The sequence below is a fragment of the Chania multitudinisentens RB-25 genome (genome assembly GCF_000520015.2).
Taxonomy (GTDB): Bacteria; Pseudomonadota; Gammaproteobacteria; order Enterobacterales; family Enterobacteriaceae; genus Chania; species Chania multitudinisentens.
Genome location: NZ_CP007044.2, coordinates 2,698,123 through 2,710,369, shown reverse-complemented (window position 1 = coordinate 2,710,369; position 12,247 = coordinate 2,698,123). Strand labels below are relative to the sequence as shown.

Below are 12,247 nucleotides of genomic sequence, written 5' to 3'. Positions count from 1 at the left end.
CACCGGTCGGCGGTCAACAAACAGCATCAGCTAAAATGCCTCTGCACAGCTTAAAAAATCAAGGGCAACAACATATTCACCGCACCGCCCAACGCCAGCCATGGGCCAAAGGCTAATGGCTGGCTGAGATCCGTGCGTGCCAACACCCGCTGCATGACCGTAAACAGCAATCCGCTGGTCGCTGCCAGCAAAATCACCTGCGGTAGTGCCTGCCAGCCGAGCCAAGCCCCCAGCGCCGCCAACAGTTTGAAGTCACCGTAACCCAGCGCCTCCTTACCTGTCGCCAGCTTGAACAGCCAGAACACGCCCCATAAAGAGAGATATCCTGCCATTGCGCCTATTATCGCCTGTTCTAACGGAACGAAATGCCCCTGCAAATTAAACAGTAACCCGACCCACAGCAGCGGCAACGTCAACATATCCGGCAACAGCTGCGTATGGTGATCAATCACGGCTAGCGCCAGCAAAACGGCGAGAAATATCCAGGCTCCCAGCAACGGCATCCCCAGCGGCAATGCCAGCGCGGCCAGCACAAACAACCCAGCCGTTACTGCTTCAACCAGCGGGTAACGCCAAGAGATACGCTCACCACAGCAACGCGCTTTTCCCTTTAACAACAGGAAGCTCAACAAGGGAATATTGTCTCTGGCCGCTACCGGATGCTGGCAGTATGGGCAGCAAGAATGCGGTAACAACAGGTTAAAACGGGGGATTGGCTCAGGCAAAGGCTGCGCCAGTTGCAGCAGTGCCTCACAACGCCAACGCATTTCCAACATTACCGGCACCCGGTAAATCACCACATTAAGAAAGCTGCCGGCAATCACTCCCAGCGCCCCCACCGAGCACAACCAGAGGACGGGAAAAGCGTGGGTAAAATCCAGTAACAAGCGCACAAAATCTCCCTGTTATTGATAACGCCCTTGAAGCTGCCAGACGTATTGACCCTGGGCATTGGCTCTGCCCAACTGATTTATCAACGGCTTCATACTTTCCGGTAATACCGGTCCACTGCGCAACAGGCCACTGAACTGATAACGCCCATCAACGCCAACAGTGCCGCGCCCGGTTAAGCTCACATGCGCAGAGTCCTGCTTCAATACCAACGCCAATGCCCCTTTTGCATCGCAGCTCAATTGGCCTTGCACATTGGCCAACACCAGCTCCCCCAACGGGGTAGCCAACTGTGCATTTTGCCAATTAACGGAACCGCCGCTGAGGCTGACGCAGCCATGCGGGCTGAACTCCCCCTGCTGCAACCGCAGCTGTAACTGCCCCTGTGCCGTGATCGGTAAAGGCAGTGGCAACTGCTGCCGCACCCATTCTGCCGGCGCGGATAACTGCCAATCATGCAGTTGCGGGCGCAGCCACCCGCGCAGAGTGCCTGAGCCATGCATCCCCTCCTGCGCGCCCCGCAGTTCTAGCCGCAGCGCAGGTTGCCATGCAGACAGGGTGAGTTGCCAGTGGGCTTCGGCCAGCGTAAAACCACGCCAGGCAAACTGGTGCAGGCTGCCCTGCCACAGGGAACCTGAAAAACTGCCGATACTCATTTCCGGCGGCACAAAAAACCGTAGCAGCTGTGCTGGAGCGCTTCCCAGCAGCAGTAACAGATAACAAGCCAGCCATAGCACCGTTTTTCTCGCTTTAGCGCCCATCATGGCGCTCCAGCACCAGCTTGTTGACCACCACCCACCCCGGCGTGCGGGGCTGCGCCGCTACCTCAAAGGCAGCAATACGAATACCCTGCTGCTGTTCCAACTGCGTGAGCCATTGCATGAGGGCATTAAAGTCACTCGGTTCCAGCGTCAGCGCCAGCCGTTCACCCTGTGGCTGCAAACGGGTAATGTTGATGCCCTGAGCGGCAGCGCTGCGTGTTACCGTGGCCGACAAACTCAAGGTTTCTTCCGGCATTGGCCGGGCCGCTTGCTGCTGCAAGCGCGGAGCCTGTTGCAGCATCCACTCCACTGTGCCTTTTTCACGGGCGATGGTGCGCTGCCACTGTTCAGCCTGCTGTTGCCAAGGTAACCACAGTGCGTAATAGCACAAGCTCACGATCAGCAATACACCACATCCCACTACCAACCCGCGCTCACGTGGGCTGATCTGCAACCAGCGGCGTTTCAGTTCATTCATCCTGTATCCCCAGAATCAACCGGCTCTCTACGCCATTTGGGTTCTGCTTAACTTCGCCGGGTTGCACCCGATAATGCTGTCCAGCACGCTGCTGAAACTGTTCCAACGTCTGGAAAGAAGCCGCATGCAGATCGACTTTCAGCTCTTTACGGCTGGCGTCATAGGAGATCGCCTGTAGCTGAATTGCCGTATTATCCGCCATCAGCTGCTGCAATTGGCGCAGTTGCGCGGTGAATCCACCCTGCTCAGCCGGTTGTAGCTGCTGCAAATGCTGCTGCATCTGTACCCGCGGGTTAACCACGTTTTTGTCCAACGGAAACAGTTGTTGGTAGACTCGTTTACCTTCTTGCCGCCAGTGTTCAGCCTGTTGCCAAAGGCGGTAATGAGACAAACCAGCGTCAGCCCCCAGCAACAGGAGATACCCCACCAAGGCCAGTATCACCAGCCGCCATGCGCCTAATTTTGCTCGCCAAGGGCTGGAGCGGGTGAACTCCCCCTGGCACAGATCGGCACCGCGATAAACCTCACTTTCCGCCGCCAGTTGCAGCAAATCCTGTGGCGGTTGCACGCGCCACTCCGATACGTTGATCATCGGTGCCGGTGGCGCAGAGTAACTCTCAATCACCGGTGGAGCCCAGGCCGCCAATAATTCAGGCAACCAGGACGACTCCACCATCATCCCGGCATAGGCTTCCCGGCGGAACAACCATTGATCATTCAGATGAACCGCACTCCAGCCATCGGCGGCTAACGGCAACATCAGCACATCGGGAAGCAGCGTCTGAATCCGCACACCCAGTTGCTCACAGCGGGCAAGCCACTGATGCATGGCACTTTTTTCAACCACCGCCACATCACATTCATCGCCACTTTGCTGCAAAATGGCGAAGTGCAGGCGTTCAATGTCCGTTGCCAGTTGTTCCTCCAGCATAAACGGCAACACCTGCAAACTTTGACGCCGGGCACGGCGTGGCAAAGCAACGCGATGAAAGGCAAACTCGCTCGCTGGCACCAACACCCATGCCGGGTGGGCAGCCAGCAAACCCGCCAGCTCATGGTCAGTCTCCCCCACGGCCAGGCTCCCCTGCCGCTGGCGGCCTGCTGCAACAAATCGCCACAGCACCGGCTGAGTGTCATCACTGGGCAAACGCAGAACTAACCGTTCTTCCGTAGAGCGTTTTATGTTGTTTATCAAGGCATCACCATCATGCTTAATCCATATTTGCGCTGTACCACATGAAAATTATTGCCTTTTCTCTGCAATAAACTGTGTTGGCTGAACTGGCTATCCCCCATCAGCACGCTGAAATTCGCCATAAAGAGATCGCTACTCACGGCCAACGCCGGCTTGATCGCCGAGGTGTCGATATTCTGTAACGCTGGCAGAGCCAAAAATTCCAGCATACTGCTCCATCCTTCACGTGGACGCTGCTGCAACAATTGTGAAGCCTCGGTTGGGTCAAGCTCCGCCAGAAATAACGCGGCCAATAAAGCCCCTTGGGATTCACGCAGGGTATTCACATTTACCGATAACTTCTGCGTTGGCAACGCACAGACATATGGCAGCAAACGCCGATAGAGATCGGCATCAACGCCTGAAACCATTCGCAACTCACTGACATCCTGCATCGGCTGGTTCGCAGGCAGATAAGGCACATCTAATGCCATATAAATTTCATCTTCCGCACCGTTGATGCCGGGCTCACTGTCACTGTCTATCCAGTCGCGCAGAGCTGCGGTCACCTGCGCAGCGCGCTGCGATTCTTCCCCCAGGTTTTTCAACAACTGCAAAAAAACCTTGGCCGGATATGGCTGTACCTCCAGATCCGAAGTCCCCTGATTAATGGCATTAAGATTAAAACAGGCTTGAGCATCGACAATTTGCCCCAGCACTTCCCCCCCATCAACGGGGAAACGACGCCCTTCCTGCGCCCAGTTTTGAGCTAAATGGGTTTTGTCGGGGGAATCCAGCCAGTCTCTTTGCAGCATCTTTCCGGCCAGCGCCTCTGCCGCACGGCCATACCACTTCGCCTGTTGGTGATCCAACTGAGCCGCCGTGCGCAGATAAGTGCGCCCATTGCGCTCCGCGATGGTGGCTGCGATGGTGACCATCAAAGCCAGGATCAGCAGAATCACCAGCAGCGCTACGCCTTTTTGCCGCGCCCTCATCCTGCGGCCTCTTCGGTAATCAAAAACAACCGGGTCAATTCACCCAACTCAGCGACCGTCAGCGTCACTTCAATCCCCTGCGGTAACGCTGTTGCGCTGTCCCAACTGTCTTGCCAGGCACCATTGGCAAAAAAACGCAGTTGAAACCTGCTGACGCCGCTAAGCAACACCTTAACCACCGGTATTTCGCCTACCTGCGGATCGGCATGGAAATAACTCAAGCGCTCTAACTGCTGATTACGCAGGCGATAACCGACATTCTGTAATTCGGAGCGGGGCAGCATCCCCAACGGGTTCTGCCAACTATTGCGCATGAAAGACACGGCCCAGTCTTCACTCTCCAGTTGGTAACGTGCGGCCGTTAACAGGCGATCCTGCCCCCGGCTATGACGTGGGATAATCTGACCAAAATCCTTGTCCATCTGCACAAACGCCCGCTGAAGCTCGGCCAAGCGCTGCACCTTACGTTGGGAAATTTCGTCATTACGCATCACGCCTTGCAACACCTGGAATGCACTGATGCTTAAGGCCGCGAAAATAGCCAGCGCCAGTAACATTTCCAGCAGAGTGAAGCCCTGTGTCGAACGGCGGCTCATTCGCGCACCACATAGCTGCGCAGAGAAACCAAGGCGGCCGTATCTTCTTTTTTACGCCGCACTTCAACGTCCAGCGCACGCAGCTGATCGAGCCCGGTATCCACCCCTTGCCAGCGCAGGTACCACTCTTCCCCGGCAAAGGTCACGGTCTTGTCGCTCCAACGCTTTTCCGGCCAGGTTTTATCCAGATGCAGCTGCACCTGCTGATTATCCGCCAGCCAGCTCGCCAGCACCTTTTCTTCCATACGGCCAATACCGCCCGCCTGCTGTGCCGTGGTTTGCAATAACGCCAATCCTGCCAGGGCAAAAACCACCAGCGCCACCAGCACCTCCAGCAACGTCATCCCGCGTTGCGTTTTCATGGCGCCGACTCATGTTTTGAAGTGCTGATCACACCAGCTTCATCAACCCGCAGCCAGACTTTGGGGCCGTTACCCACCTGGCTGAAAACCAGTTCAAACGGCGTAATCTCCCCACCGGGCAGCAGCAGAATATCCGGCTCTGCCGCCGCTGCATTAGCCGGTGGCCATTCCTGCATGCCAGGAAACTGCAACTCAAGAAACATACCCTCTGGCAATTCGCTGCCTAACGCCGCACGGCGCGGTTGCCACTGTTGCCAGAAATACCCCTGCCAGATGTCGGAACCCCGCGGCAATTCGCTGCTTTCGGGCGGCCGCCGCTGCAAAATTTGGAACAGCCAGCCCTCTGGCCGCACTTGAATCCCCAACAGTTGGCCATTCTGCTGGCTGTCGTCCAACGCAAACTCCAATTGTGCCTGAAAACGTTCAAGCTGCTGCTGTGGGGTATTTTGCTGTACGGCGGGGAATGACATCATCACCAGGCTGGCAGCACTGCCTATCAGCAATACCACCAGCATCATCTCCAGCAACGTGAAGCCGCGTTGGCGCACTATTTCTTACCGATAGTCCAGTTACCGATGTCATCTTCGGTATCCGGTACTCCGTCAGGCCCGTAAGAGAAAATATCTATCTGGCCATGTTGCCCGGGGCTCAACAATTGATAATCCCCTCCCCACGGGTCTTGCGGCAAACGGCGGATATATCCTCCTTCAGGATAATTGCGCGCTTCCGGCGCTGCCGATGGCTTGCTGACCAGCGCCTGTAACCCCTGTTCGGTGGTCGGGTAGCGGCTGTTATCCAGCTTGTACATATCTAATGCACTCTCAAGCGCCACCAGATCGCTGACCACTTTCTGGTGGTCGGCTTTATCTTTGTTCCCCATCAAGTTAGGCACCACCAAACTGGCCAGAATACCCAGGATCACAATCACTACCATTATTTCCAGCAGGGTAAAGCCACGCTGACGCTGTTGCCGCATATTTCTCTCCGTTAATTGCAGATTGCTCATTTACATACTCATCAAGCTATTGAGTTGCAGGATCGGTTGCAGAATCGCCAAAACAATAAACAGCACCACCCCCGCCATGCTCACCACCAACAATGGCTCAAACAGCCCCAATGCCAGCTGCATCTGGGCAGTGAATTCCCGGTCCTGATTATCGGCCGCCCGCTCCAGCATGCCGTCCAGTTCGCCACTGCGTTCACCGCTGGCGATCATATGGCGCATCATCGGGGGAAACAGCCCCGTCAGTTCCAAAGCCCGGTGCAGGCTTACGCCTTCACGCACGGATTCTGTCGCTACGGCCAGTTGGCGGCGCGCATAATCATTGGTCAACACTTCTCCACTGATGCGCATAGCTTGCAACAACGGCACCGCGCTGGCATTGAGGATGCTCAAGGTGCGGGCATAACGGGCCGTATTCAGGCCACGGGCAATACGGCCAATCACCGGTAAACGCAGTAATTGGCGATGAAAAACCACGCGCCGGGATTCCTGGCGCAGCAACATACGCAGCAGTAGCACACCGGCCAGCATCAACAGCAGCAACCAAGGGCCAAAAGCACGCACTCCGTCGCTCAACCCCATCAGCAGCCGGGTAGACAGTGGCAGCGCCTGTTTCATATGAATAAACTGCTCCACCACTTTGGGCACCACGGCAGACAGCAAAATCGCAATCACGCTGATCGCCACCACCGTCAGGACACAAGGATAAATCATCGCCTGAAGGATGCGGGCACGCATTTGCTGGCGTTGTTCGGTGTAATCCGCCAGCCGGTTCAGCACCAGATCCAGATGGCCGGAGGCTTCTCCCGCTGCCACCATGGCGCAATACAGGCGTTCAAAACTGGCGGGATAGCCGCTCATGGCCTCGGCCAGTGAATGCCCTTCCAGCACTTTGGTGCGCACCGCCGCCATTAAGGCGCGCTGGCGCGGCTTTTCACTCTGTTTCGCCACGGCGTCAAGCGCTTCCTCCAGCGGCAGCGCAGCGGCTACCAAGGTGGCGAGTTGCCGGGTCAGTAACGCCAGATCGGCACTGCTGATCCCGCGCTGCCATAAAACGCGCTTGCCGCTGCGGGCCCGTTGGCGTTCATCCTGCCCTTCATCCAGGCTTACCGGAACCAGGCCTTGCTCCCGCAGCAGTTGGCGGGCATGGCGGGCAGAATCGGCCTCTTGTACCCCCCGGCGTTTTTTACCACGATCATCTAATGCCTGATAATGGAACAGTGCCATGTCACTCCTCTTCCTGAACGTGGTTTTCAGTGACGCGTACCACTTCTTCCCAACTGGTTTCCCCTGCCAGCACTTTCTCGCGGCCATCAAGGCGCAGCGTGGTGTATTCATTGCGCAGTTGACGGGCGATAGCCAGTTCACTTTCCCCTTGGTGGATCGCCAAGCGCACCCGATCGTCAATCAACAACAGTTCATGGATACCCGTGCGCCCGCGATAACCGGTATAGCCGCATTTCTGGCACCCTTTCGGCTGCCAGAGCGGGGTTCCCGGCGAAATCGCCATCTGCCGGGCCAGTTCCTGATCGGCTGCATAGGGTTGACGGCAGTCAGGGCATAACGTGCGCACCAGCCGCTGTGCCAGCACTGCCAGCAATGAGGTTGATAACAGAAAAGGTTCGATGCCCATATCTTGCAGGCGCGATAACGCGCCGAGCGCGCTGTTGGTATGCAAGGTTGAAAGTACCAGGTGGCCGGTCAAGGAAGCCTGAACCGCAATCTGGGCGGTTTCCCCATCGCGGATCTCCCCCACCAGCACTACATCCGGGTCTTGGCGCAAAATAGCGCGCAGCCCACGGGCAAAGGTCATATCTACTTTGGGATTCACCTGCGTCTGGCCGATACCGTCCAGTTCATATTCAATAGGATCTTCGACCGTCATGATGTTGCGTTCGCTGGCATTCAACCGGCTCAACGCAGCGTACAGCGTGGTACTTTTGCCCGAACCAGTCGGGCCTGTCACCAGAATAATGCCGTGTGGGCGCTGGATCAGTTCATCGATTTGCCGTTGGTTTTGCGGCGACATTCCCAGCGTGGCGAGATCCAGATTGACGCTGTTTTTATCCAGCAAACGCAGCACAATCCGCTCGCCATAGTTGGAGGGCAGAGTTGAGACGCGCACGTCAATAGCTCTGCCGCCAATGCGCAACGCCATACGCCCATCCTGCGGGATACGCTTTTCGGCAATATCCAGCTTCGCCATGACCTTGATGCGCGAGATCAACAACGACGCCAAGCGCCGCTGCGGCCGCAGGATTTCACGCAGCACGCCGTCCACCCGGAAACGGATTTGCAAATGGCGTTCATAGGTTTCGATATGGATATCCGACGCTTTGTCTTTAATCGCCTCGGTCAGCATGGCGTTGATCAGGCGGATAATCGGCGCGTCGTCGTCTGCGTCCAGCAGATCATCGCTGTCAGGCAGTTCTTCGGCCAGCGTATAGAAATCCATTTCATTGCCGATATCAGCCATCATCCGCCGCGCTTCTTCCGAGTCACGCTGATAGCTGATCACCAGCTGCTTTTCAAACTCATCTACCGACAGTGTGTTAACGGTCAGGCTACATCCTGCCACCCGCCGCGCTTCCAGCAAAGCGGTTGCCGCCGTATCAGCCACGCAGAATACCTGGCAACCGGTTTGATCGCGCAGCAGCAGAATACGTTGCGCGCGCGCATAGGCAAAAGGCAACTGAGGACGTGCTTCGCCGCTCTCCGTTGGGGCGCTGATCATTGCACTCCCCGTTGATAGAACGCGCTGATCGCCGCATTGACCTGGCGGAAAGCGGTTCCATTCTGATCCGCCGGCAATTTCAGCACATCATTACTTAAGGTCAGGCTACGAGTTTCTTTACCGCGCAGTTGCTCTTGTTCTTGGTTAAACGCTTGATATTTATCAGATGAAGCACGGCGATATTCGTCGCGATCGCGGATGATCGATGGGCGGATAAACAGCATCAGGTTGCGCTTGGAAACCTGTTGGCTATTGGAGCGGAATAAATACCCCAACACCGGGATATCCCCCAGCAGCGGCACTTTATCGGTACTGTCGCGTACCGTTTTATCCAGCAAGCCCCCCACCACCACGGTTTCGCCACTGCCTACCAATACCGCATTGTTAACCGTGCGAGTATTGAAAGTGGCACCCAGATTGCTACTGCTGCTGGAAGCCGAATCCGCCACGCTGGAAACCTCTTGCTCAATCTCCAGCAACACCGAATCCCCTTCGTTAATCTGCGGTTTGACCTTCAGTTTGATACCAACGGTCTTGCGCTCCACCGTATTGAAAATATTATCGCCAGACGTGGTACGTGAGCCTGAAAGCACCGGCACTTCTTGCCCAACGTTGAAGGTAGCTTCCATGTTATCCAGCGTGACAATACTTGGCGTTGCCAGAATATCGTTCTTGCTGCTGCTGGAGAGCGCGGTCAGCAACATTGCCCAGTTGCCTTGATAAAAGCCTGCGGCAATGCCGTTGAAACTGTTCAGCGCGCTGGCCAAACTACTGTTGATGGTGCCATCTTGGTTATATTGATTAACCCCAGCGATGGCCGTAGTGATCGGCAGGCCGGTGTTGGTAAACTGTGTCACTCCGGCATGTTTGTTGGCCCACTGAATTCCCAGATTGAGGCCATCGGCATCCTGAACTTCGGCGATAATGGCCTCTACCAGCACCTGCGCACGCCGAATATCCAACTGAGCAATCACCTTTTCCAGATCGCGCATGACATCCGGTGCGCCCGTTAAGATCAACGCATTGGTCTGCTCATGAGCTTTAATCGTGATGTCTTTATGCAGCGCTACCGCCGGTTTGGCTTCCTGTTTCTCGCTCTGAATACTGGCGCTGACGCCGGTCAGCACTTCTACCAAATCGGTGGCTTTCGCGTATTTCAGGTAGATGACTTTGGTATTGCCTTGCACCGCCTGTTCGCGATCCAACTGCTTGATCATGGCGATAATCCGCTGACGGGAATTAGGTTCACCGCTGACCAGCACCGAATTGGTGCGTTCATCCGCCACCAGGTTAGCCATCATCAGGCTAGGCATCGCCGATTTGCCCGCATCTTTGGTTAATTCAGTGACCAGTTTTACCACTTCGGCAGCCGAAGCATAGGAAAGAGGCACCGTTACCACACTGCGATCGCCCACTTTGTCGACCCGTTCAACAATCGACATCAGACGTTTGATCACCGCCGCCCGCCCGGTCATCAATAGCACGTTGGAAGGCTCATAATGCACCACGCTGCCCGCCCCGGCATTGTCGTTAAGCTGGCGCAACAGCGGTGCCAGATCTCTGGCCGCCACGTTGTTGACCGGCACCACACGGGTCACTACTTCATCCCCCTGCCCCGGTTCCGCATCGTTCGCTACCGGCACCGCCGCCGTTTTGGCATCTTTTGAACGCACTACTTTCAGCACGCCGTTCTGCATGTCCACCACGGCAAAACCATACACATCCAGCACACTGAGGAAAAACTGATAATACTGCTCTTCGTTCAACGTATCGTAACTGCGCACGGTGATGGTGCCACGCACGGAGGGATCAATAATGACGGTCTTATTCAGATTTTTACTGACGGTATTAATAAATTCCTGAATATCCGTTCCCTTGAAGCTGGCAGAAAACTCGGCACTCCAGCCTGACTGAGCACCCGATAGTGCAACGGCCAATACCAAAATGCGCAAGCCCCCGATTATTCCTTTACTAAACAATTAATTATCTCCAAGAGCAACGTAAATATCCTGCAATTGACCGTCACGTTCAACGGTAAGGCTCAGTTCCCTGAGTTCCGGCAACTGTTTCAGTGCCTGCTGGGCCTGTTGCGCATCGCGCAGATCCAGCCCATTCAGCGCCACTGCCAAGTCGTTTTCCTTCAACCCAACCCGCTGGAACAACTCCCCTTGAGCACCTGGATTCAGGCGATAGCCGGTCAGTTTGTTGTCTGCCATCACGGGGGAAATGTTCAGATAGTTAAGAATGGTTTCCGGCTGCATCTGTAGCTGCTCTTTGATCTGCGCAGTTGATTGCACCTTTTCACCGCTGGCCGCCGCTGGCGCGTCGTTAAACAGAAGCAAGGATTCATGCCGCCCTTCATAAGCAATCACGACACGATCGGCAAAAATAGCCGCAATTTTTGCATCGTAACCCGGCGTGCTATCACCGATACCGAGGCTGAATTGCTGGCTGTCTTTGCCGATAATGGCGATGGAATGGGCTGGCGTGGGGCTGGCAACAATACCGGTCAGGTTGATTTTTAGCGCGGATAACGGCGCATTACGCAGAGAAGCCTCCGATGCCGCAGTGGTAACAGTTTTAGAAACAGGAGCGGCGGTGCCAAACAGGGTAAAACGATAGTTTCCTGCCGTCTCAGGGCGGGCAGATGGGGTTTGCGGCAACATAGCTTGTGCTGAATCGAGCGTCGGAATTTCAGACGGTAGCCAAAGGCGCCATGTTGATAGTGCCAATTGATTGCAAATCAATAGCATAATGGCACACAACACCCAGCGCGGCGTGAGCAGCCTAAACGTTACCTCTTTGATCGACAGAATCATTGCAGAAAATCGCATCCTATGCCTTCCTTGTGCCAGTTTCCCTATGCATGTGAGTCACCAGCTTGCCGATACCGCCACGGTTGCCCTGCCTGAAATCTTGTTCAGAGCCGCTCTTTTCAACCCCAGGCTGCTAAATGATGTTCACTACTCACCACTGTATACCTGATTGTGTGACGGAAAGAATAATAACTAAAACTATAAACCACCGAACGGATTATTCATCTTTCTGTTTTGATAGCAATTTCTTTTTCTTAAACCTTGGGGGCTATTTTATTCGTCATCCCCGCTCAATGTCTGTTCCTCCTGCTTCCTACGCCCCATTTCCTTCTCTGCCAGGATGATGCTCCGCCTCGGTCTGCAATATCTAATGTCATAGATTTACATATAAATACCATTTCTTACTTTCTATTACGTTTGTTTGATAGGGAATTTAG

The 12,247-nt window shown here is 55.3% G+C and carries 13 protein-coding genes; all 13 read right to left on the bottom strand.

Going from position 1 to position 12,247, the window contains the following annotated elements; translation table 11 throughout:
• Nucleotides 1–50: 50 nt before the first annotated feature.
• The 13 genes from Z042_RS11870 to gspC are packed head-to-tail and all read right to left on the bottom strand — an operon-like array spanning nt 51 to nt 11,828.
• Complete coding sequence (locus Z042_RS11870; protein WP_024913432.1) at nt 51–893, bottom strand: prepilin peptidase; 843 nt, start codon at nt 891–893, stop codon at nt 51–53.
• 12 nt (nt 894–905) lie between these two features.
• Complete coding sequence (locus Z042_RS11865; RefSeq protein ID WP_081758465.1) at nt 906–1,655, bottom strand: type II secretion system protein N; 750 nt, start codon at nt 1,653–1,655, stop codon at nt 906–908.
• Complete coding sequence (gspM, locus tag Z042_RS11860; protein ID WP_024913430.1) at nt 1,642–2,130, bottom strand: type II secretion system protein GspM; 489 nt, start codon at nt 2,128–2,130, stop codon at nt 1,642–1,644. Before gspM ends, Z042_RS11865 begins: the two co-directional genes overlap by 14 nt.
• The gene (gene gspL, locus Z042_RS11855) at nt 2,123–3,325 is read right to left on the bottom strand and encodes a type II secretion system protein GspL (protein WP_236849249.1); all 1,203 of its coding nucleotides are present in this window, start codon (nt 3,323–3,325) and stop codon (nt 2,123–2,125) included. The genes gspM and gspL overlap by 8 nt, the downstream gene beginning before the upstream one ends.
• A complete protein-coding gene (gspK, locus tag Z042_RS11850; protein WP_024913428.1) occupies nt 3,322–4,299 on the bottom strand; it encodes a type II secretion system minor pseudopilin GspK in 978 nt (325 codons plus the stop codon). Before gspK ends, gspL begins: the two co-directional genes overlap by 4 nt.
• Complete coding sequence (gene gspJ / locus Z042_RS11845; RefSeq protein WP_024913427.1) at nt 4,296–4,895, bottom strand: type II secretion system minor pseudopilin GspJ; 600 nt, start codon at nt 4,893–4,895, stop codon at nt 4,296–4,298. The genes gspK and gspJ overlap by 4 nt, the downstream gene beginning before the upstream one ends.
• Nucleotides 4,892–5,257 carry a type II secretion system minor pseudopilin GspI gene (gene gspI, locus Z042_RS11840; protein ID WP_024913426.1) on the bottom strand — a complete coding sequence of 122 codons (366 nt, stop codon included), beginning with the start codon at nt 5,255–5,257 and terminating at the stop codon, nt 4,892–4,894. Before gspI ends, gspJ begins: the two co-directional genes overlap by 4 nt.
• Nucleotides 5,254–5,772, bottom strand: a complete 519-nt coding sequence (gspH, locus tag Z042_RS11835; RefSeq protein ID WP_045784878.1) for a type II secretion system minor pseudopilin GspH — start codon at nt 5,770–5,772, stop codon at nt 5,254–5,256. The genes gspI and gspH overlap by 4 nt, the downstream gene beginning before the upstream one ends.
• 32 nt (nt 5,773–5,804) lie before the next feature.
• Entirely contained in the window at nt 5,805–6,233 is a 429-nt protein-coding gene (gene gspG, locus Z042_RS11830) for a type II secretion system major pseudopilin GspG (RefSeq protein ID WP_024913424.1), read from the bottom strand.
• A gap of 30 nt (nt 6,234–6,263) precedes the next feature.
• Nucleotides 6,264–7,487 carry a type II secretion system inner membrane protein GspF gene (gspF, locus tag Z042_RS11825; protein WP_024913423.1) on the bottom strand — a complete coding sequence of 408 codons (1,224 nt, stop codon included), beginning with the start codon at nt 7,485–7,487 and terminating at the stop codon, nt 6,264–6,266.
• A 1-nt stretch (nt 7,488) separates the two neighbouring features.
• Nucleotides 7,489–8,994 carry a type II secretion system ATPase GspE gene (gspE, locus tag Z042_RS11820; RefSeq protein WP_024913422.1) on the bottom strand — a complete coding sequence of 502 codons (1,506 nt, stop codon included), beginning with the start codon at nt 8,992–8,994 and terminating at the stop codon, nt 7,489–7,491.
• Nucleotides 8,991–10,946 carry a type II secretion system secretin GspD gene (gspD, locus tag Z042_RS11815; protein WP_045784787.1) on the bottom strand — a complete coding sequence of 652 codons (1,956 nt, stop codon included), beginning with the start codon at nt 10,944–10,946 and terminating at the stop codon, nt 8,991–8,993. The genes gspE and gspD overlap by 4 nt, the downstream gene beginning before the upstream one ends.
• 27 nt (nt 10,947–10,973) lie before the next feature.
• Entirely contained in the window at nt 10,974–11,828 is an 855-nt protein-coding gene (gspC, locus tag Z042_RS11810) for a type II secretion system protein GspC (RefSeq protein WP_024913420.1), read from the bottom strand.
• Between the last annotated feature and the right edge of the window lie 419 nt (nt 11,829–12,247).

Coding starts and splice junctions, on each gene's coding strand:
- Z042_RS11865 (WP_081758465.1), bottom strand. CDS start 1,655: ATGATGGGCGCTAAAGCGAGAAAAACGGTGCTATGGCTGGCTTGTTAT.
- gspM (WP_024913430.1), bottom strand. CDS start 2,130: ATGAATGAACTGAAACGCCGCTGGTTGCAGATCAGCCCACGTGAGCGC.
- gspK (WP_024913428.1), bottom strand. CDS start 4,299: ATGAGGGCGCGGCAAAAAGGCGTAGCGCTGCTGGTGATTCTGCTGATC.
- gspJ (WP_024913427.1), bottom strand. CDS start 4,895: ATGAGCCGCCGTTCGACACAGGGCTTCACTCTGCTGGAAATGTTACTG.
- gspI (WP_024913426.1), bottom strand. CDS start 5,257: ATGAAAACGCAACGCGGGATGACGTTGCTGGAGGTGCTGGTGGCGCTG.
- gspH (WP_045784878.1), bottom strand. CDS start 5,772: ATGCTGGTGGTATTGCTGATAGGCAGTGCTGCCAGCCTGGTGATGATG.
- gspG (WP_024913424.1), bottom strand. CDS start 6,233: ATGCGGCAACAGCGTCAGCGTGGCTTTACCCTGCTGGAAATAATGGTA.
- gspF (WP_024913423.1), bottom strand. CDS start 7,487: ATGGCACTGTTCCATTATCAGGCATTAGATGATCGTGGTAAAAAACGC.
- gspE (WP_024913422.1), bottom strand. CDS start 8,994: ATGATCAGCGCCCCAACGGAGAGCGGCGAAGCACGTCCTCAGTTGCCT.
- gspC (WP_024913420.1), bottom strand. CDS start 11,828: ATGCGATTTTCTGCAATGATTCTGTCGATCAAAGAGGTAACGTTTAGG.